Here is an 18,751-nt window from a genome sequence, read left to right on the forward strand (position 1 = left end):
GAGGTCCGGCCCCTGCACCGGGCCGCCCCGGTGCGAAGCGGTCCGCCACCGCTCCCGCTCGGCGGGGTCCGCCCCCGTCCCCGCTCGGCGGGGTCCGCCCCCGTCCCCGCCCTTCTGCGGCGGCTCCTGTGCGGGGCCGCTCCGGCGCGAAGCGGCTCGGGTCGGGTTCGTGGGGAAGTCCGTCTGTCGGTGGCCTGTTGCGGCCGGGCACGCCTTCGTGGTCGATGCCGTCCGGGCCGTGCTGGCCCCGTTCTGCGCCGAGCTGGCCGTCCCGGAGCGGCCGACCCTGCTGCGCACCGCCGCGATGTGGCACTTGTCCTCCACCGTCACCGGCGTGCTGCGCGAACTCTCCACCAGCGCACTGGAGTTGGCACTCGCTCTGCACCCGACCCCGGCCGTCTGCGGCACCCCGACCGCGCAGGCCCGGACGCCCGGGAGGAGCGGCAGGACCAGGTCCGCCTGCGTGACCAGGTCCAGGACCGCATCAACGCCGCGCTCACCGCCGCCCGCGAGGCCAGCGATCGGGGTGCCCATACGCTCGGACGCCTCAGCGCCGGCGTCCTCACCCAGATCCGAGTGGACGGAGCCGCGAGCGAGACGGCGAAGGACGTCCAGGACGTCGCCGAGAACCTGGGCCTCGCCGCCCCCTGCATCCCGGAAAACAAAGACACCGAGCAGAGCGCCGAGTGGTGGAAGTCCCTGACGCCCGAGCAGTAGCAGAGCTACATCGCCCTGCACCCCGAGGAGATCGGCCGCCTCGACGGCCTGCCCGCGCCGCCGCGCTGGTCCAGCTCGCCCAGGACATGCCGCCAGCGGCCCTCGTGCCGCTGCTGGGCCTGCACATCACCATCGCCGTCAAGTGACGCGGGCGTGCGGCCACCGACTGGACCGCCTACTTGAAGGCCCGCACCACAGCCCAGGAACGCAAGCGCGACATGCCCGCGCCTCCGCCGGTCAGCCCCGCTGACGGTCTGCCGACCATCGGGTAACGGACCGACACCGGCTCGCAATTCGGGCCGTGAGGCGCAGTCGGTGGTGACCCGCCGGCGGGTCACCACCGATCGTAGCCCGACTCGGAAGAAACGGCCTGCCGCATTTCCTACCAAGGGCTTTCGACTGTGTCGTCGGGATATTCTCGGTCGCTGCGCATTCCGTTCGCATTGCCCGTGATCCAGGTGATGGACTCGGGGCGGTCGCCGTTGTCGGCCCTGCAGAATTCCTCCACGGCGGCGCGAATTCGGTCGAGCGGGAATGTGCTTGCGCGGTCGTGGTAATGGGGGTAGTAGGATTCCGATACCACGCGGGGGTCGGAGTCGGGAGGTTCGGGATTGTCGGACACCCAGACGTGGTCGTAGACTCCGCCTTTCTTGGGATTCCTGCCGGTTACGAACCATGCCAGCCCGCCGTAGCCCGTCGACCGGTTCACCGCAACAACGAGGCAGTTGTCGGGAGGGCATCTTTCCCAATGGGGGTCATCGGTGATCGAGAGTTCGAAAACTTCTCTCGGTGGGCATGAGTCATCGGTCGCCTGGCCGGGATCCTCGGCCTCGAATATCTGGGACGCGAGCAGAAGTTTTTCCTGGAGGCTTTCGGCATGCCTTCGGGAGCCTTTATGGATAATGCTGAGAATCATTACTGGACCTGTCGATCTCATCGGTTCCGGGGGCTGCACCCCTGAACGGCTCGGACTCGTGGGCAGGAAAGGCGGGTGGCCCGCATTGCACAGCGCGGGCCACCCGCCTCCGATGGATGGCCATCCGCTGGTTCACAGGCGGGCTCGACGGCAGTTGAGACGGCTTCGGCGGGAAGAAGGTTGTCGGGGGAGGGGTTGTGCGGCTTCTTCAGCCAAGGCTGCTGGTGAAGTGGGGGTGTTTCTCGGGGTTGTACATCTGGTCGAGGCATTTGCGCAGTCCGTTGCCTTCGTCGTCGACACGGATCATCCACGGGGTCGGGCCGAGGAGGGCGGCCAGGTCTCCGGTAGCCGAAATGTCCAGCAAGGCGCGCAGGTCGCCGGGGACGGGGCCGTCGGTGAGGCAGAGCCAGGACAGGGCCGCGCATACCCTGACCTCGATGGGACGGAAGGGGTCCTGCCACCAGGCGCGCATCTGCTCAATGGTGGCGGCATGGCGCTCTTCCCAGGCGAGTTGGCCGATCGCCAGGACGAGGCAGGCGCGCACCGCGGGATCGTCCTCAGCCCGCAGGCGGACGTGCAGGGATCGTACGAGCGTCTCGCACGGGCCCGCGGCCGCGGCCAGGGCGTGGGCGGCGTTCTGGCGGACCTCCGGGTCGGGATCGCCGAGCAGCGGCAGCAGCAGGCCGGCGTCCGCGGCCAGGGCCTGACGGGCGGCCTGCACCGACCAGGTCCCCAGGTAGCCGGAGGCCTCGAAGACCAGCTGGTCGTCGGCGCGCGCCGCGCGGAGCAGGCCGGTGCGGCTGCCGTCGCCGAAGTGCTGACGGCGGGCCAAGCCGGCGAGGCCCGCCAGGATCTCGGCGCGGTGGTCGGAGCGCATGAGGGCGATGCGGATCAGGAACGGAACGGCCAGCGCGCCGGCCGCGCAACCGGTATCGCTGTGCAGCAGACTGCTCCACAACCGGTGGAATGCCATGTGCACACTGCGCTCGTCGCCGGTACGGACCTGCTCCAGTGCGGCGGGGACGTCGGTGCCGGGCCCGTAGGAGTGGTGGAAGCGGTCCCAGGGCGCGGCGCCGTAGTCGAAGCCGTCCTTCGCCGCAGCTGGCATCGGGGCGACGACGAAACGCACATCCTCCACGGTCCCGGCGTGGAAAGCCCTGCCGCCCTCATCCCAGCGAGCGGGAACACCCGGACCGCCCTGCCGGCTCATCGTTCCTTCTTCCCGGAGCCGGTCCGGTACCGCTGCTCAAGATCGTCAATGTCCATGGCAGCGCACCGTAGCGCCCGCCTCCGACACCGGTTGGTGCGGGAAGCCCCGAGGGAATACGGCATGGCGGGAATGATGCTCCCCGCCAGTCGGCGCCTCGCCACGCCGGTGCGGCGGGGGCCCGGTCTGAGGGGGGAGTCGGCCGGGCCCTTCGTCCGCCGCACCGCGCGGATGCCCCCGGAGCGCGCCTTCACGCTTTTCCCGGCTCGGCTGCCCTCGGCCGGGAGCCGGTGTCGGGGAGTGCGGCCGGCGCGACACCGCCCGCTCGAAAGGCAGCGGGCCGTTTCGCTGCCGTCCCGGCCCGATCCTCGCCGGCCTGCTCCGCGCGCAGCATCCCGTCGTGTCCGGTTGAGGTGGATCTCGGAGGCTTTGGGGGTGCCCGAACGGTACGTCACATGCCTTGGCAGTACCGGGTGGTTGGTGTGCTGTCGGCTGTTACGCGGCGGTGACGGGTCGTGCACGGGTGTGGGATGTCCGCTCGACATGATTCTCCTGCAGCATCCGACGGGCCCACCGGCCCGAACCGACAAGGACGCGCACCCAGCCGCTCACCCATCTGCTTCCGAAGGACCAGTCCGATGTCCGTCCGCACCCGCCTGGCCCGTCTCGCCTCCATCGCTGCCGCCGCCGTCGTCCTCGGCGTTACCGTCCCCGTCCTGACCGGCGCCTCCAGTGCCTGGGCGTGCGGCGACGAGCCGACCGCCGCGGCCGCGGTGAGCACTCCGACCGCGGACGTTCCCGCTGCGGAGACCGTCGACGAGCTGCAGAACGCGACGGTCGGCCTGCTTCCGGTGCCGGAGAAGGAGATCACCGCGGGCGGTGCGCCGGTCGAGTTCGGCGTGGAGATCTACAACGCGGGGCCCGGAACGGCCAAGGGAGTCCTCCCCTTCCCCACCTTCTACAACGAGGCCAGCAGCGATGGCATCCACGGAGCTCTGAAGCCGCAGGACCTGGTCCTCGAGGTGACCGACGGGGGTCGGTGGAAGACTCTCCCGCTCAAGCCGGGCTGCGACCTGGTGCTGCGCGCCGACACCGCCTTCCTGGCCAAGGACGTCGAGGCCGGCCGCGCCACCCGGTTCCTGTTCCGGCTCACCGTCACCGCCCACTCCGACGCCTCGCAGTCCCAGGTCGACATCCGCGTCGGCATGAAGAGCCTCTCCGGCGGCGTCAAGCCCGACCACGACGCGCACCTGGTCCTGCCGATCGTCCACCCGGCCGCGCCCACCACCAAGGCCCCGACCAAGACCCCCACCACCCCGGCAGCCACACGCCCGCCTCTGCGCGGCCATCGCCGACCGGATCACCTTCCGCTGCACGCTGATCCAGACCGGCACCGAGTCCTACCGTTACCAGGCCACTCAGGAATCCCTCTTCCCCGCCCCGAACTGACTACCTGACGCCGTCGGGATCTTGATGGTCGTGCGTTCGGGTGGACGGCAGACCTTGCGCAGCACGTGAGCGTCCGCGGCTGTCATAGACTCCGTGATCATGTTCAGGGGCTGGTGGCATGTCGTGCCGGATGAAGAGCGGCAGCAGTGGCTGTTGGAACCGTTCGTGGGTGTTGGGCCACTGCGCTTCGGTATGAGCCCCGGTGAGGTGGCGGACGCCATGAGCGGCCTCACTGCCGAGGTCGAGCGACACACCCGTCGGCGCGAGGTAGACGCGAACGTCTACACAGTCGTGGAAGGCAAGTACCCGGAGTTCGGCCTGCACCTCTACTACCGGGTACTACCGGGATGAACAGCTCGCGGGCATTGCGGTCGACGCTCTGTGCGGACCGCAGGTCTCCGCGGACGGTGCGGCACTTGTCGGCCGGGTGCCCTCCGTGCTGGAGCAGTGGATGCTGGATCGAGCCGAGGCCCGCTCACCCGAGGACGAGCTCTCCTACATGAGCGCGGGCGTTCCCGGCTCGGAGTCCCTGGGCGTGGTGATCAACGTGCAACGGGAAGGTGACCGCCTCCTCACCCGGCCGGTGTTCTTCCCCACCGAGGCGCTCGACGACCTCCCCCACTGGCTGCCGAGGGACACCTGGGAGATCCACGACTGAGCACTGCCACGGCGCCTGCGGGAACCACGGTCTGACCAACAGCGTCAGGTAGTCAGCCTGTGAGGGCTGGACCCACGGGTCCAGCCCCCCCGGAACGTCCATGAGCGAGGCCTCGGCCGCGACTTGTCAGGGAGGCGACCCGGGCCCACGATCACAAGCTACCGACGCCCCGTCCTCAGCCCCTACGGACACTCCGCCCAGCCCCACCAGGTCACCCGGTCAGTGGCTCCGGATCTCGCCGAAACGGCTCCCGAACTCACCGAAGAACACGCGCCGCTGTCGAGTACACCACCGCCACGAACGGCCTAGACCTGGCTCCCGCTGACACCGAAGCAGTGGCTCTCATATGACCCGACAAAATCAGCCATGGCCCGTACCGCTCGGGCAGGTCACGCCATGGGGCCCCGGTCCGCAGCCTCCACAGCACACCGTTGACCACCTGCCGGTGATCACGCCATGGACGGCCACGCCCGTCCACCTGGGGCAGCAAGGGCTCTATCCCCCCCCACGCCGTGTCCGTCAACTCACCTCGACCTGCCACGAGATCAATTGTCGGCGTGGTCGGTACCCGACTCGGACGGAGGGTGTGTAATGAACCGGCTCACGCGATACCCGGACGGATGCTCCAAGCGGCCGCACAGTGTGTCGATCCGGATCATCGACGCATCGATCCCTTCGGTCTGAAGGCGGCCCAGGCAGGCGCGTACCTCCGCACTGTCGTCCGTCTCAAAGATCACTTCCCATCGTCCCGCGTCTCCGGCACCTTCCGCCGCCGCGTCTTCTGGCTCCTGCCCCACGACCGCGACACCGAACCCGAAAGCCTCTACGCCACCGGCGCCCCCTCCGAAGCCATCGACCCCCGCACCATCGCCCCCACCATCAAAGGCGACAAGACCGAACGATCCCAAGGCGGCCCAGCCTCACCCGCCATGGTCGAACTTGGCATACTGCTCCCACGCACCTGACGGCAGCGGACGCCTTCCGCGAGCGGGCGATGAGATCCAGGCGCGCCAGGCCGAGGACCTGGACGACCTAGCTGTGTTGTGCCGGGACGTTGGTGGTGGTCCGCTGGGGGCTGGAGCGGCACAGGCCGCGACGGTACGGGCCGGGGCGACCCGCCGACACGTGTCGGGAGAGACCGTGCAGGCCTCGGAGAACTGCACCATCCGGCTGATCGTGCTGAAGGACGGCGGCTCGGCAGACCGTGTTGGAGACCTTCCACCGGCTTGGCGCGACCGGCGAGGCATCGAGCAGTTCGGGATGGTCGCGCTGGACGTCCCGCCGGAAGCGGACATCCAGCGGATCCGAACGCTGTTGGAACACGGCGACGCGAAAGGTTGGTGGCACTGGGAAGAAGGATGTGTCACTGCCGCATGGGAAGCCAGTGCAGGCGCGGAGGACGACTGAGCGCCTCCGGGACGCGTTCAGATCACCGGCCAGACGCGAGAGGGTGGGGAATTGTCTGGCGTTTGACCTGGGGAATTGGCTGACCGTCGACAGTCCGCGGTGACATCGCTGAGGCCCGTGACCTGGCGCAGGGTTTCGGCGATCCGGCAGGCCCCGAGAGGGCGGAGCGCGTCGAGTTGGGGAAGGAGGTCGGGAAGGGCAGCGCGCAGTTCGTCTACGAGGCCGTCCGACCACCGACGGCCCGGGGTGTCGGGCCCCGGGATCAGGCCCGATTCTCGGCCGAGGTCCCAGAGGTAGTTGCTGATACCGAGGATGTCGGCGCTCTGATATGGGCCGTGGTCGGTGCGCTTCGGCTTGGTCGGAGCCGGGGCAGGGGCGGTCGTCGTCATGCGTCCTCCAGGTCGACGGCGGGCAAGCGGCCCACAAGATAGAACATATGGGTTATTTACTGTCAAATACCCGTGAAATAACAGTAGTTGGACGGACTGACAGCGTGAATCCAGCACGAGCGGAACTCCCGGACCGGCCGCCTCCCGAGTCGGTCGTGAAACTGCCAGCGCTCGCCTGCACGGACCGATCCGGACCAGAGGCGCAGTGGTCAGGACCGCACCGGCCGGCCTCGTACCCGGCGCAGGCCGCGCAGCCGCAGATCTCCGGGGCCGACAGGTTCGTTGGGCCTGAACTACCGCTTGGACAACCGGCCGATGCACGGCGCTGCGGCTGCGGGGTGGCCTCGCTGACGATCGACGGCGCGCGCAAACGGACAGCTGGCCGCCCCCCGGGGCTTTCCGCACTACCCCAGGGAACCCGCTTCGCTCGGGCTCAACAGCCCGTACCCCTGCTCGCCGATCTGCTCGGACTCCTGGTGCGGCACGCCCAGGCGTAGTGGGAGTGCGCCAGCCTTCAACTGGGCGACGAGGCCACCGCCAGGGACGCCGTCGACGACGTCCTCACCGGGCTGGCCGCCGACTGGAAGATCGCGCTGCGCCGGGAGAGCGTGGAGCGCTACTGCTGGGCGGTACCGAAGGGCTCTGCGGCTGCCGAGCATCGGCTGCAGCCGTGGCCTTCCAGGCCACCGTGAGCCACGCCCGGGGGCTTCGACGCCGTGGAGACGGGGCTGCACAGAGTGCTGTTCTCGCTGAGCGGTCCGGCCGACCCCGACTTCGGCCGGGCGCTGCGGTCTGATCTCTTCCCTCTGGCCGCCCGCCCTGCAGCGCCACCAGCAGCAAGCGCGCCATCTGGGGCTGATCGACTTTCTTCGCAGGTAGGAGCGCACTTGGCCGTCGAGCTCATCGAACGAGCCCGGCAGCTCTCCACCGGGCAGACGACGGCACGGCTCGTGCACGCGGACCGCTCCGTCGACCTCGCCACCCTCACCCCCGATCAGCTCCTGGACCTCGTCGCCGACGAGCCCTCGACGGACTGAACTCCGGGATCCGACATCCCGGGCCGCGGTCGGCCTCGAAGCCGTACACCACCGCCAAGCAGGGGGGCACCGGACGGTTGAGCACCGGGGCGTGCCGGAAAGGGGCACACTGCGCGCGTACCCCTGGCGTGTACCGACCGCATACCGCGATGGGCCCGACCGGGTGGCCGTGGCGGTCGTCCGGCACGAAAGCAGGGCCTCAAGGGGACATCGTCCTGGACACCCTGATGCGCTCACGCCGCCCCGCCCGGCGAACGCACTCAGAGTCGGAACGGTTCGGGTTGATCACGGGGGTCTCCCGCTCCATTTCCGGTTCAAGGCCGGAGCGAGTGGCAGTCACATGATCGGACGGACGGAGTTTGGTGGGAGGACCGACCCCTGCTCGTCCTGGGCCGTCGCCGCGTCCAGCGGCATACTGGCCGGATGAACTTTGGGGCGGGAGCAGGCGAGAACGATCGGGGCGGCATGACACTCGGGGAGAGCCTGGCACGCGCGGCGACGGAGCTCGGGGTGGTCCTGCCCGAGCCGGAAAAGCTGTGGAGCGACATGGCCGTGTACGTCGCCGCGGAGTTCGACCGGAGAGCGAGGGTGCGTCCGGACGAGAAGCAGCAGCAGCTCTACTGGATGTTCCTCCAGGGCAACGGCCGACGCCTGGCCGCTGGGTTGACCGCCGATCCGGCCGAAATGGTCAGGGCGGTGGCGGCCTGGACCGGCGGAGCGGGGCTCGCGGAGACCAAGGCGCAGGCTCCGTTCATCGAGTTCCGCCCCTGGGCCCTCGCGCACGAGCGGGAGCCGCTCGGTACCGTCGAACTGGAGTGGTGCTGCCTACTCGACCGCTTCCACACCCCGCCGATGAATCGCTTCCCGCGCGAGCACGCGCTGTTGGTGGCGGCGTACGCCCAGCCGGTGCTCCGCCGGCTGATGCCGGTGACCAGCCACAACAACCTCTGGTTCTCCACCAGCACCACGGCGAATCGGCGTCTGACAGGGGTCGGGCCGATGATCTGGCCGCGCTACGAGGGGTCCTACGCGGTATTGGAGGTGCACGAGGTGCTCGCCCGCTTCGAGACGCCGGAGGAGGCCGTCGCCTTCGTGGTGGCCGGCCTGCCGGAGGGGATCGGGCCCGCGCATTGAAGCGCCGTCCGAGAAGCGCCCTCCGAACGGCACTGGCGGCGATCCTGCGCGGCGCCACGTTCAGGGTCGTACGGGCGTGGAGGAGGGCGCCGGATGAAAGGCGTCCGGTTGTCCCGGCCCGCCCTCGGTAGCCGTATCTCGTGCGGCTCGGACGTGAGCAAGCGGCGACGCCTCCCCGGTGTCGGGCGGGACGGTCTGGGCGTCTACGCGGCATGGGCCTTTCGGGCCGTCATGGACGTCATGGACGTCATGGACGTCATCCTGCATCCTGCCAGGACAGCGCTGCGATCGTGAAGGTCGGAAGGGTCGCGCAGTATCGGGGCAGGCGGCTTTCCGTACGGAGAACGGGAACGCTCGACGCAAGGAGGCACCGGATGACCGAGGGCATGTGGGGTTACGAGGGTGCCGAGGGCTACGCGGCGGGTGCGGACCTGACCGGGTACCGGGTCGAGGCGACGAACGGCCACATCGGCAAGGTCGACAAGCACACCGTGGACATCGGCGCCGGCTACGTCGTGGTGGACACCGGCCCGTGGATCTTCGGCCGCGAGGTGCTGCTCCCGGCCGGCACTGTCACCCGGGTCGACGACCAGGAGAAGACCGTGTGGGTGGACCGCACCCGGGACGAGGTGAAGAACTCGCCCGAGTACGACAAGGACCAGCACGCCGACGACCCGGCCTACCGCAACCAGGTGGGCGGCTACTACGGCGGCACCGCCGTCTGATCCGCCGCACCCAGGCCGATCGGGGCCACGCGTCCGCACCGGACGCGGGGCCTCTACGTTTCCCACCGGCCTTCACCGGACCGGGCCGAGAACCTCCGCGCCGGGGACTCCCGTTCCGCAATCGGGCGTCTGCCGCCGCATCGTGGCGAGAGTCGGGAGCCGGACGGTACTGCTCGCCCGGTGGGGCCGTGAGGGCCGGGGCGGGCACGCTGCCGTCCCGCATGCCAAGGTCGAACAAGTCCTTCGCGCGATCAGAAGGCATGTGCACGTTGCGAGGGGGTAGACAGGGGCGGACCGTGCCTGTGTGGAGGGAAACAACCGTGACCAGGGATCAGCTCCTGATAGCAGTGCCCCATCCGGTGAACGAGCGCGCGCACACCGCACCGCCGCGCGGCCCCCGGGAGATCGCACCGGAGCTGGCGGAGCTCGGCGATCTGACGGGGGTCGCACCGGCCGATGCCCGGGACCTGACCCGGGTGCTCCTGGCGCGTCTGGCCGGTCTGGAGGAGGGTACCCGGGAGTACTCCTACGTGCGGGCCTGTCTGGTCGAGCTCAACCTCTCCCTGGTCCGCTTCGCCCTTCGTCGCTTCAGCTCGCACCGGGAGAGCACCGAGGACCTGATGCAGGTCGGCGCGGTCGGACTGATCAAGGCCATCGACCGCTTCGAAACCGAGCGCGGTCTGGAGTTCACCACCTTCGCCATCCCCACCATCCTCGGGGAGCTGCGCCGACACTTCCGTGACACCACCTGGGCCGTCCACGTCCCCCGGCGCCTCCAGGAGCTGCGCCTGACCCTCTCCAAGGCCCAGGACGCCCTGTCGCAGGCCCTCGACCGGGCGCCGACGGTGGCCGAGCTGTCCGAATACCTGGAGATGACGCAGGAAGAGGTCATCGAGGGCCTTCAGGCCGCGAACGCGCACAGCACCGACTCCCTCGACGTACCGGCCGGGCCGGACGGCGACGGCCCGGGCGCATTCGCCGCCAAGATCGGCAGCACCGACGAGCGCCTGGACATGGTCGAGGACCTGGTCTCGCTCCAGCCCCTGATCGCCGCCCTGCCGGAGCGCGACCGCCTGATCCTGTCCATGCGCTTCACCGAGGACCTGACGCAGTCCCAGATCGGCGAACGCCTCGGCCTGTCCCAGATGCACGTCTCCCGCCTCCTCTCCCGCGCACTCGCGAAGCTGCGCCAAGGCCTTGAGGCGATTTGAGGGTCGGACCACGGAGCAGGACGATCAGTAACCAACGCCCGCCGCAGGACGCCGTCCGCACGGTGAGAGGGTATGAGAGTGCAGTCGCACGACCACGTCACGTCCGCCCAGGTGGGTGCTGTCGCGCTCGAGGACAGTGTCGGCATCGACGTGCGGTCCGGCGGTGACGGCATCATCGTCTGCCGGATCGCCGGAGACCTGGACATCGAATCGCTGGCACCCGTCAAGGAGGCCCTCGCCGAGGTGCTCCGCGGCAACCGGCTCGTCGTCCTCGACCTGGCCCAAGTGGCGTTCTGCGACTCCTCGGGGCTGAACATGCTGCTCATGGCCCGCGCGGACGCCTTCGCCACCGGTGCCGTGCTGCGGCTGGCGGCAGTGTCGCAACCCGTGAAGCGGCTGCTGGAGATCACCGGAGCCGCAGCCGCTTTCGACGTCCGCCCCACCGTCCAAGACGCGATCGCCGAACTGCCGTGACCGCGAATTCTGTGTTCCACCGGGCCCGGGCACGGCACACGGCCAAGTCGAAGAATCAGCCGCAGTGCAATGGGCAGGCGAAGCGGCAAGGACCGCCAACGCGAAGGGCCGACCAAATGATCACCACCCGGGAGGCCCTGGACGGCAGCCTGTCCGTCACCGTGCTGACGCTGCCCCCGGGCGGCCAGCGACGGCGCCTGGTCATGGACAGGCAGCGCAAGCCGGTCACCCGCGCGCGGGAGTTCACGCGCGGTGCCCTGGCCGACTGGTCGTGGCCCGGCACCGACGACATCGTCCTGCTGGTCGCCGAACTCGTCGCCAACGCCGTGCTGCACGCCGGCGGTCCCCAGGATTTCGTCCTCCACGCCACCGACACCCGCCTGCGCGTCGAGGTCACCGACTCCTCCCAGAGCACACCCGTACCGCGCGAGCCGCACCAGCCCGGCACACCCGGCGGCCACGGCCTCCACATCGTGCGTACGATCTCCGACCGATGGGGCGCCACACCCCTCCCCTCCGGCAAGACCGTTTGGGCCGAGATCGACGCCCCCTCCTCTTGACCAGCCATCTCGGCTGACCCGTGACGCAGTCGTCTCCTCGGTCATGGCCAATCGCTTCGGCCTCAGGCGCTCGCCCAGGCCCGCACCCCGGAAATCGGCGCCGACGACCACGCCCGCCGCCAGCGCGAGCGTCACCGTGCCGCCCTTGTCGGCGCCCGCGCCTCCCACTCCCCGGCGCCCGGGCCGCCGCCGCGATCACCGCCCTCGACCTCCGCAGCACCGTGCTGTTCCGCCGCACGCTGCGCCTGACCGGTCCCCACACCCTCTGCCCCGATTCCGGATGCCGTCCCGGCCGCCGAAGCCCTCGACGAGTTGTCTGCCGTCCCGGCCGGCCGCACCGTGCTGACGTGGGACTTGGACGACCATGGCCTGCTGCACGCCGCGCCGCCATCTACGCACCCGTGTTCTTGCCCTGCTGCCGACGGAGCCTGCACGAGCTGGTGACCCGCTGGCGCGCCGACATCGGATCCGGCCCCACCGGCGTGGACGACGCGCAGGCGTACGGGGGCGACGAAACTCCCGCCCCCGGTGCTTCCGTCGCGCCCGATACAGGCGGCGCGCAGGTCCGTGGCGGCAACAAAATCCCGGCCCTGGATACTGCCGCCCCGGATGCCCCGGCCGGTCCGGTGGCTGCCGCGCCGAGGCGCGTCGCGCCAGGGCTGGGCGGCGTCCGGTTCGGGACGCGGCCGGGCGGGCAACTGCGTGACCTGGTCGACCAGCGCTTCGCCCAGCAACAGCGGACTCGGTCCGGTCCCGCCGCCTCAGTGCCCGGGCCCCGGCGGGACCTGTTGCCCATTGGGGGCGGCGGGGTGTTCCGGTTGCTGCGGGGCGGCGTGGGGTGTTCGGCCCTGTCGTACCACCCGGACGAGTCGGCGTCCCAGGAGGAGGTAGCCGAGGACGGCGCCGGTGGTGTTGAGGATGATGTCGTCGACGTTGAAGGCCCGGCCGGTGAGGAGTGTGCCCTGGACCAGTTCGACCAGCAGCATCAGAACCGCGGTGGCCAGCAGTACCCGGAACAGGCCGCGGGCCTTGGGCCAGAGCACCGGCAGCAGCAGTCCGAACGGCACACCGAGTAGGACGTTGCCGCCCACCTGCCGGACGGCGTCCAGCACGGTGGCGTGCAGGAGGTAGTGGCGCAGCGAGTTGCCGGGCCGCAGGTTGTCGTGGACGTGGCCGACCGCCCCGGGTTCGGGTACCAGGGTGACCCGGGCCAGCGCGGCCGCGAAGGCGACCGAGGCCAGGAGGGCGGCGACCAGGACGAGCCATCGGGCCGCGACCGCGACCCACCACCGTCTCCTGGCCGGCTCGCAGCCGACCGCAGCCGCAACCTCGCCGTCCTCGACGGGCCGGCCCGTCGTGCGGGGCTGCGCCGTGCCCGGCGGCACCGCGTCACACTCCCGGTCGCTCAGCTGCTCGCCGGTCCCCGCGTACCGGCTCCGAGGCCGCCTCCCGCCCGCACCGATAATCCTTGCTGCCACGCCTTCCCCCGGCGGAGTCCTGCGCCGGTGGTGGTTGCGGGCCGAGCTCTACCGCGACCCGGAGGGCGACCGGATCCACGTCGCCGTCCAGGCCGGCACCGCCCCGGGCACTTCCGCGTCCGCGGTCCTGCGCCGGCTCGGAGCCCGGTGAGCGGCTTCGACGACGCCCCGGACCACGAGGACGGAGAGGACGACCCGATCGTCCTGTCCCCGCAGGTCGAGGAGTTCCTCGACGACCCGTCCACACCGGCGGAGGTGTTCTCCGCCGTCGTCGCCTTCCTCGTCGACCTGCGCGAGAACCCCTTCCCGCACCTGAGCATGCCTGTCCCGGGCCGCCCGGGGATGCACTCGGCGCCGCTGCGCCGGGATGTGGGGCTGGTGGAGTACGCGGTGGACGAGGAGGCGGACCCGCCGCGGGTCTACGTTTCGCGGATCCTGCGGGCCGACTGAGCGACCGGCCCGCCGGGGCGGTCGCGGACGGCCCGGCTACGGCCGTGCGAGGTGGGCCTGCCGGGCGGCGACCAGGTTGCGCCACCAGCCGCGCACCGCCTGTTCGTCCTCGAGCCACCGCACGCCCGAGGGACGATCGGGGTGCTGGCCTGCCATGTGGTGGGCGATGTCGAGGCAGTAGGCGTAGTCGCCGCCGCGCACCGCGCGGTGCAGGGCGGCCATGGCAGCGGCGTGAGCGCTCTCGTCGCCGCGGACGGCGTGGTGGAAGGCGGCGGCGAGTTCGAGGGCGGCTTGAGTGGCGACGATCCCGGCTGTGGCGGCTTCGGAGCGCAGGATCTGGAAGCGGTCGTCGACGTCGTTCTGGCCGGCGTCCCGGACCAGGGCGGCTGTGGCGACGGTGAGGGTGGTGGCGCGCAGGTCGAGCCCGGTCAGGAGTTGCTGGGCGAGGTGGATCTCGTCGTCGCCGACCTGCGGGTCGGTGAAGGCGAGAGCGAAGGCGCGCTGGGCCTGGCAGGTGGCGCGCTCCCCGGCGACGGCGTGCTGCTTGGCCTGGGCGCGGGCGGCCAGGTAGGCGTCGGCGGCGGCGGGCGGCCGGGGCGAGGCGGCCTTCGCCGTCGGCCCGTCGACGCACCGGCTGGACCGTGGACGGTCCGGCCTGGGCAGTTGCCATCGAGGAGGTGGCCGATGCCTGTGCCGGGCGGAGCCACCTGCCGATTCGGCCTGCCCGGGTGCCGGCCCTGCCCGTCCACCGCGCGGTTGCCGACGTCACCACCTGCGGACGAAGACGTTGGTGCCCACCTTGACGACCTGGAAGCGCTGGCCTGGACCACCTACGACTGGCACCGGCCTCCCGCTTGCAGCACCAGCCGCGGCAGGGCACGGGCGCCAGCCGCCGGAGCCCGTAGGAATGGAAAGGGCCCCCTGGGCCCGGGTCCGGAGGCAGCCGGACTTCCATGACTGGCGCAGTGACATCGGCTGGCCCCGGCCAGCAGGGCCAAACCGAGCCAGGCCCGGGCAGCGGCAGCGGCAGCCAGCCCGCCGGAGGCCACACACCCGACGAACCCGCAGGTCAGATCCCTTGTGGTGGCGGCTGTGACACAAGGTGTCGCAGGGCTAGCAGGTACGGGAGCACCGGTTCTCCCGCGCGGCGGGAGTATGAGAGAGCCCCGCCCGCGAGAGCCGGTCAAAAACGCGCTCTGACCTGCGGAAACGGCCACTTTGTGTCAGGAATTGTTTGGCCCTGGCCAGCAGGGCCAAACACCCGCGACTTTGGCCCTGCTGGCCAGGCCAAACCTCGGTGCACCGGTCGGCCGCGCCGGTGCTGCTGCCCGGACTTGCTGGCGGGGGTGGAGCGGCCGAGCGTTTCAGGCGTACGAGCAGGCCGGGCCCCGCCAGTTCGCTCCCCTCGATGTGGTCGGTCGGCTCCGTCGTCCGGCATGAGGCTGCTACGTGGTCGCGGAGCGGTTGGCGGTGCAGGTCGGCGATTTGAGTACTCGTACGGATACCACGTGTTGCTACGTGACCGTATGATCGCCGGTTGTATCACCGACCAGGGGGGATCAGTGAGCGAACAGATCAGCGCGGACCCGGCCGGGTTGAGGGCTTCGGCGGCAGCCGCGCGCAGCATCGGCGAGGAACTGCAGCAGCCGAGCGCCGCAGCGATCGCTGCCAGTCGTTCGGCGAGCTGACCGGATGGTCGATCGGCGGGGAGTTGCAGAGCCTTGCGCAGGGGTGGGCCCCGACGCTCGGCAAGCTGACGGAGCGTCTGGCCACCACCGCCTCGGCCCTGGAGGCCAGTGCGCAGGGGCACGAGTGGAACGACGACCAGATCGCCGACGCGTGGCGCAAGCAGGGGCAGCGGTGAGCGGGGACTTCGCGCTCCTGCAGCGCTTCGACCCCGCCGGGCTGCGGGAGACGGCCAGGAGCTGGCGCCGACTGGCCGCCGCGGCGGAGGACGCCGACAGCCGGCACCGGCACCAGGTCAACGGACCGCTGCGGGGGCACTGGCAGGGCAAGGACGCGGACAGCGCCTTCTACACGATGGAGTCCACCGAGCAGAAGCTGGAGATCGTGCGGGTGGAGGCCGAGTCGGTGGCGCTCGTGCTGGACACCACCGCCGACCGCATGGACCAGGCCAGGACGAACCTGTCCAACGCCCTCCAGCGGGCCGACGAATGGAACCTGCCGGTGACGGACGACGGTGCGGTCGGCCTGCCAGAGCAGGCGGCACCGGACCGCCACGACCCGGACGCCCGCGAGGAGCGGCACAACCAGGTCCAACTGCGCGACCAGGTCCAGGACCGCATCAACGCCGCGCTCGCCGCCGCCCGCGAGGCCAGCGACCAGGGCGCCCGCGCACTCGGGCGGCTCAGCGCCGACATCCTCACCCAGCCCAGGGTGTTCGGCGCCGCGGGCGAATCGGCCAAGGACGTCCGGGACGTCGCCGAGGACCTCGGCCTCGCCGCCCCGTACATCCCGGAGAACAAGGACCCCGCGCAGAGCGCCCAGTGGTGGAAGTCGCTGACACCGGAACAGCAGCAGAGCTACATCGCCCTGCACCCCGAGGAGATCGGCCGCCTCGACGGCCTCCCCTCGACCGTCCGCGACCAGGCCAACCGCATCGTCCTGGAACAGCAACTCGACGCCCTGAAAGCGGGCGACGCGAGGGGCTCGGGAATGACGGCCGACGAGTACAACCAGCGCGAGACCAACCTCCGAGTGCTGAAGGAGAAACTCGACCAGCGCGACGGGGCGGACGAGCAGCACCAACTGCTCCTGCTGGGCCTGGATGCGGAAGGCGACGGCAAGGCCATCGTGTCCACCGGCAACCCGGACACCGCCACCCACACCGCGGTCCTGGTACCCGGCACCGGCACCACCATGAAGGAGATGCCCGGCCAGATCGACCGCATCGACCGGCTGCAGAACGCCACCGCGAAGGAACTCAAAGGCACGGACCAGACGGTCGCGGTGGTGTCCTGGCTCGGCTACGACGCACCCGAGGTGAACGCCAGCGTCATGACGCCCGGCCGCGCCGAGGACGGCGCCGAGGACATGCGCCGCTTCACCGACGGCCTGCGCGTCTCCGAAGGAGACCACCGCAGCCACCTGACCGTCATCGGTCACAGCTACGGCACCACCGCCGTCGGGGCCGCCGCAGCCGGCGGCCGAGGACTGCAGGCCGACGACATCGTCGCCATCGCCAGCCCCGGCATGACCACGGCATGGGCCTCGGACCTGCACATCGATCCCAACCACTTCTGGGCCGGGACCGCAGCCGACGACAACATCCGCCGAGTCACCGACCTGACGCTCGGCCCCGACCCGACACGCGGCGGCTTCGGCGGACAGACCCTCAACATCGACACCTCCGGCCACAGCGGCTACTGGGACCCCGACAGCCGGAGCCTGGCCAACCAAGGAAAGATCATCGCCGGGCTGCCGCCGGACACCGTCGACAACCAACCCGACCCCGTCGAAGGCATCGTGCCAGGCCTCTGACACCCGAACGCCGTCCCCGAAAGAGGCACCCGATGCGCCGACCGAACAACCTCCCCGGGCACCGCCTCCTGGCGGGGACCATCGCCCTGTCCCTGTCGCTACTCCTGGGAGCCTGCATGAACAGCCCCGACCCGAACGAACCGCTGCCCGTCATGGCCAAGGCCGACGCCCAGGCCTGGGCGCAGCAGATGACCGAGTACATGGCCCAGAGCGCCGGCATCACCCTGGACACGGACAGCGTCACGCCCTTCTTCAGCAACTGCGAGGGCAAGAACGGCGAAGTCGCCGCCGACGGCCGCTACACCCTCGCCTACGACGTCACCAGCACCCTTTCCCGCCCCCAGCAGGTCGACGCCATCCGTAAGATCAAGGCCGGCCTCGAGAAGGACGGCTTCACCGTCACCAGCTACCGCGAGACGTGGCAGGAACAGCCCAACGTCCTCCTGTACGCCAAGCACGACGAAGGCCGCTACTTCATCGACGTCAGCAGCGGCGTCGCCACCGACCGGCTCACCTTCAGCGTCGCCACCCGCTGCCTCATGCCGCCCTCCGCGTCCTCCACGGCGCAGCACTAGCAAGCGGTAACCGGGCGGGCTGTACAGCAACTGCTCGTCCATCGACACCACCGAAGACGGCCGGGCCCTCACGCTCGTCGACGTGAGGGCCCGGCGGCAAGCGTACGTGCACCAGAACCGCTACTGCCCCGGCTCTACAGGTCGACCCCGACGGTCTGCGCGGCGACGTTCAGCTGCTCCAGCACCGCGGCCGCGGCCTGGCGGGCGACCGGGTCCTCGTCGTCGAGTAGCATCCCGACGAGCTCAGCAGCGGCCGCGGCCACCGGCACCGGGACCTCGACGGTGCGCAGCTGCAGCAGCCGGGCGGCGGCACGGCCGCCGGCGGTGCTGAGGACCGGATGGTCCGGGCTGCTGCTGCCCGGACGGGGGATCAAGGCGGTCAGACCTGCGCCGAGGCCTAGCGGCCGGGCAGTGGAAGAGGAGCTCGCCTCCCGATCAACACCGGCCTGGGCACCGAGGTCACGGCCGGAGGGGTAACCCGGGCGGGCAGGCCGACCGTCGGGCAGCGGTGAGGACCGACCACCGCGCCCGGATCGAGCTGGCGGCCACCACGGTCTCCGCGGCGAGCGAGCTGCTGGACGTCGTCCTCAACGTCGACGAGCTCCTGGCCGCCACCGCCAGGTCGGGCCGCCCCAGGAGGCAGATCACCATCGGGCGGACACAGAAGGAGATAGATCATCACCGGCCTATATCCAGAGAGCCCCACTTGCCCGAAACATCTATTTTATCTGTCTCCCCGAACCCCTGTTTTGCCTGGTGTTGCGTCCTGAACGCGAGAAGGAGTTGGTAGTAGGACATCTTCCAATTGCGGTGCTGCACGGATGATGAAGGTTTTGGCCCTTCGGAGCCGCCCTGTGGGGGGA

General features: G+C 70.4%; 24 protein-coding genes and 1 pseudogene. 19 read left to right on the forward strand and 6 right to left on the reverse strand.

Features of this window, described 5'->3' with window-relative positions:
- Positions 1-208: 208 nt before the first annotated feature.
- A pseudogene (locus HUT16_RS39040) lies at positions 209-427 on the forward strand (chorismate-binding protein); the annotation flags it as partial.
- A gap of 149 nt (positions 428-576) precedes the next feature.
- Positions 577-717: a hypothetical protein gene (locus HUT16_RS39045; RefSeq protein ID WP_254898438.1), complete on the forward strand. Its 141-nt coding sequence runs from the start codon at positions 577-579 to the stop codon at positions 715-717.
- A 382-nt stretch (positions 718-1,099) separates the two neighbouring features.
- Here the strand turns inward: HUT16_RS39045 and HUT16_RS37045 are convergent, their stop codons facing one another.
- Positions 1,100-1,633 carry an Imm1 family immunity protein gene (locus HUT16_RS37045; protein ID WP_176192353.1) on the reverse strand — a complete coding sequence of 178 codons (534 nt, stop codon included), beginning with the start codon at positions 1,631-1,633 and terminating at the stop codon, positions 1,100-1,102.
- Positions 1,634-1,841: 208 nt separating this feature from the next.
- A complete protein-coding gene (locus tag HUT16_RS37050) occupies positions 1,842-2,843 on the reverse strand; it encodes a HEAT repeat domain-containing protein (protein WP_176192354.1) in 1,002 nt (333 codons plus the stop codon).
- Between the two features lie 635 nt (positions 2,844-3,478).
- Here HUT16_RS37050 and HUT16_RS37055 point away from each other — a divergent pair.
- The 3 genes from HUT16_RS37055 (at position 3,479) to HUT16_RS37065 (ending at position 4,947) form a co-directional block, all read left to right on the forward strand.
- Positions 3,479-4,297: a hypothetical protein gene (locus tag HUT16_RS37055; RefSeq protein WP_176192355.1), complete on the forward strand. Its 819-nt coding sequence runs from the start codon at positions 3,479-3,481 to the stop codon at positions 4,295-4,297.
- An 85-nt stretch (positions 4,298-4,382) separates the two neighbouring features.
- The gene (locus HUT16_RS37060) at positions 4,383-4,640 is read left to right on the forward strand and encodes a hypothetical protein (RefSeq protein ID WP_176192356.1); all 258 of its coding nucleotides are present in this window, start codon (positions 4,383-4,385) and stop codon (positions 4,638-4,640) included.
- A gap of 100 nt (positions 4,641-4,740) precedes the next feature.
- On the forward strand, positions 4,741-4,947 hold the full coding sequence (locus tag HUT16_RS37065) for a hypothetical protein (RefSeq protein WP_176192357.1): 207 nt from the start codon (positions 4,741-4,743) through the stop codon (positions 4,945-4,947).
- A gap of 256 nt (positions 4,948-5,203) precedes the next feature.
- Here the strand turns inward: HUT16_RS37065 and HUT16_RS39935 are convergent, their stop codons facing one another.
- Positions 5,204-5,488 carry a transposase gene (locus HUT16_RS39935; RefSeq protein WP_368662727.1) on the reverse strand — a complete coding sequence of 95 codons (285 nt, stop codon included), beginning with the start codon at positions 5,486-5,488 and terminating at the stop codon, positions 5,204-5,206.
- Positions 5,489-5,567: 79 nt separating this feature from the next.
- Between HUT16_RS39935 and HUT16_RS39050 the strand changes: the two genes are divergently transcribed.
- From HUT16_RS39050 to HUT16_RS37110, 8 genes are all read left to right on the forward strand, one after another.
- On the forward strand, positions 5,568-5,912 hold the full coding sequence (locus HUT16_RS39050) for a DUF6009 family protein (protein WP_254898186.1): 345 nt from the start codon (positions 5,568-5,570) through the stop codon (positions 5,910-5,912).
- Positions 5,913-5,985: 73 nt separating this feature from the next.
- Positions 5,986-6,354 carry a DUF4265 domain-containing protein gene (locus HUT16_RS39055; RefSeq protein WP_303392153.1) on the forward strand — a complete coding sequence of 123 codons (369 nt, stop codon included), beginning with the start codon at positions 5,986-5,988 and terminating at the stop codon, positions 6,352-6,354.
- Positions 6,355-7,630: 1,276 nt separating this feature from the next.
- On the forward strand, positions 7,631-7,780 hold the full coding sequence (locus HUT16_RS37085) for a hypothetical protein (protein ID WP_176184189.1): 150 nt from the start codon (positions 7,631-7,633) through the stop codon (positions 7,778-7,780).
- Between the two features lie 465 nt (positions 7,781-8,245).
- A complete protein-coding gene (locus HUT16_RS37090) occupies positions 8,246-8,914 on the forward strand; it encodes a DUF6193 family natural product biosynthesis protein (protein WP_176192359.1) in 669 nt (222 codons plus the stop codon).
- Between the two features lie 374 nt (positions 8,915-9,288).
- Complete coding sequence (locus tag HUT16_RS37095) at positions 9,289-9,639, forward strand: PRC-barrel domain-containing protein (protein ID WP_176192360.1); 351 nt, start codon at positions 9,289-9,291, stop codon at positions 9,637-9,639.
- A gap of 320 nt (positions 9,640-9,959) precedes the next feature.
- Positions 9,960-10,850 carry a SigB/SigF/SigG family RNA polymerase sigma factor gene (locus HUT16_RS37100; RefSeq protein ID WP_176192361.1) on the forward strand — a complete coding sequence of 297 codons (891 nt, stop codon included), beginning with the start codon at positions 9,960-9,962 and terminating at the stop codon, positions 10,848-10,850.
- Positions 10,851-10,922: 72 nt separating this feature from the next.
- Positions 10,923-11,324, forward strand: a complete 402-nt coding sequence (locus HUT16_RS37105) for an STAS domain-containing protein (protein ID WP_176192362.1) — start codon at positions 10,923-10,925, stop codon at positions 11,322-11,324.
- A gap of 116 nt (positions 11,325-11,440) precedes the next feature.
- On the forward strand, positions 11,441-11,884 hold the full coding sequence (locus HUT16_RS37110) for an ATP-binding protein (RefSeq protein ID WP_176192363.1): 444 nt from the start codon (positions 11,441-11,443) through the stop codon (positions 11,882-11,884).
- 761 nt (positions 11,885-12,645) lie between these two features.
- On the opposite strand, the gene HUT16_RS37115 is transcribed toward HUT16_RS37110, so the two are convergent.
- Complete coding sequence (locus tag HUT16_RS37115; protein ID WP_254898188.1) at positions 12,646-13,269, reverse strand: VanZ family protein; 624 nt, start codon at positions 13,267-13,269, stop codon at positions 12,646-12,648.
- Between the two features lie 240 nt (positions 13,270-13,509).
- Here HUT16_RS37115 and HUT16_RS37120 point away from each other — a divergent pair, with 240 nt between their 5' ends.
- A complete protein-coding gene (locus HUT16_RS37120; RefSeq protein WP_176192364.1) occupies positions 13,510-13,812 on the forward strand; it encodes a hypothetical protein in 303 nt (100 codons plus the stop codon).
- A gap of 36 nt (positions 13,813-13,848) precedes the next feature.
- Here HUT16_RS37120 and HUT16_RS37125 read toward each other — a convergent pair whose 3' ends face one another.
- A complete protein-coding gene (locus tag HUT16_RS37125) occupies positions 13,849-14,034 on the reverse strand; it encodes a hypothetical protein (RefSeq protein ID WP_176192365.1) in 186 nt (61 codons plus the stop codon).
- Between the two features lie 9 nt (positions 14,035-14,043).
- Between HUT16_RS37125 and HUT16_RS37130 the strand changes: the two genes are divergently transcribed.
- The 5 genes from HUT16_RS37130 (at position 14,044) to HUT16_RS37145 (ending at position 17,888) form a co-directional block, all read left to right on the forward strand.
- Positions 14,044-14,769: a hypothetical protein gene (locus HUT16_RS37130; protein WP_176192366.1), complete on the forward strand. Its 726-nt coding sequence runs from the start codon at positions 14,044-14,046 to the stop codon at positions 14,767-14,769.
- Positions 14,770-15,374: 605 nt separating this feature from the next.
- Positions 15,375-15,500, forward strand: a complete 126-nt coding sequence (locus tag HUT16_RS39545; protein WP_303392127.1) for a hypothetical protein — start codon at positions 15,375-15,377, stop codon at positions 15,498-15,500.
- A 23-nt stretch (positions 15,501-15,523) separates the two neighbouring features.
- On the forward strand, positions 15,524-15,676 hold the full coding sequence (locus HUT16_RS37135; protein WP_176192367.1) for a hypothetical protein: 153 nt from the start codon (positions 15,524-15,526) through the stop codon (positions 15,674-15,676).
- Positions 15,673-17,313 carry an alpha/beta hydrolase gene (locus HUT16_RS37140; RefSeq protein ID WP_176192368.1) on the forward strand — a complete coding sequence of 547 codons (1,641 nt, stop codon included), beginning with the start codon at positions 15,673-15,675 and terminating at the stop codon, positions 17,311-17,313. The genes HUT16_RS37135 and HUT16_RS37140 overlap by 4 nt, the downstream gene beginning before the upstream one ends.
- Before the next feature lie 116 nt (positions 17,314-17,429).
- A complete protein-coding gene (locus HUT16_RS37145) occupies positions 17,430-17,888 on the forward strand; it encodes a hypothetical protein (protein ID WP_176192369.1) in 459 nt (152 codons plus the stop codon).
- 134 nt (positions 17,889-18,022) lie between these two features.
- On the opposite strand, the gene HUT16_RS37150 is transcribed toward HUT16_RS37145, so the two are convergent.
- Complete coding sequence (locus HUT16_RS37150) at positions 18,023-18,262, reverse strand: hypothetical protein (protein WP_176192370.1); 240 nt, start codon at positions 18,260-18,262, stop codon at positions 18,023-18,025.
- Positions 18,263-18,751: the final 489 nt, after the last annotated feature.

Source organism: Kitasatospora sp. NA04385, from assembly GCF_013364235.1.
Taxonomy (GTDB): Bacteria; Actinomycetota; Actinomycetes; order Streptomycetales; family Streptomycetaceae; genus Kitasatospora.

Coding starts and splice junctions, on each gene's coding strand:
- HUT16_RS37045 (WP_176192353.1), bottom strand. CDS start 1,633: ATGATTCTCAGCATTATCCATAAAGGCTCCCGAAGGCATGCCGAAAGC.
- HUT16_RS37050 (WP_176192354.1), bottom strand. CDS start 2,843: ATGAGCCGGCAGGGCGGTCCGGGTGTTCCCGCTCGCTGGGATGAGGGC.
- HUT16_RS37055 (WP_176192355.1), top strand. CDS start 3,479: ATGTCCGTCCGCACCCGCCTGGCCCGTCTCGCCTCCATCGCTGCCGCC.
- HUT16_RS37065 (WP_176192357.1), top strand. CDS start 4,741: ATGCTGGATCGAGCCGAGGCCCGCTCACCCGAGGACGAGCTCTCCTAC.
- HUT16_RS39050 (WP_254898186.1), top strand. CDS start 5,568: ATGCTCCAAGCGGCCGCACAGTGTGTCGATCCGGATCATCGACGCATC.
- HUT16_RS37090 (WP_176192359.1), top strand. CDS start 8,246: ATGACACTCGGGGAGAGCCTGGCACGCGCGGCGACGGAGCTCGGGGTG.
- HUT16_RS37095 (WP_176192360.1), top strand. CDS start 9,289: ATGACCGAGGGCATGTGGGGTTACGAGGGTGCCGAGGGCTACGCGGCG.
- HUT16_RS37105 (WP_176192362.1), top strand. CDS start 10,923: ATGAGAGTGCAGTCGCACGACCACGTCACGTCCGCCCAGGTGGGTGCT.
- HUT16_RS37110 (WP_176192363.1), top strand. CDS start 11,441: ATGATCACCACCCGGGAGGCCCTGGACGGCAGCCTGTCCGTCACCGTG.
- HUT16_RS37125 (WP_176192365.1), bottom strand. CDS start 14,034: ATGGCCGCCCTGCACCGCGCGGTGCGCGGCGGCGACTACGCCTACTGC.
- HUT16_RS37145 (WP_176192369.1), top strand. CDS start 17,430: ATGAACAGCCCCGACCCGAACGAACCGCTGCCCGTCATGGCCAAGGCC.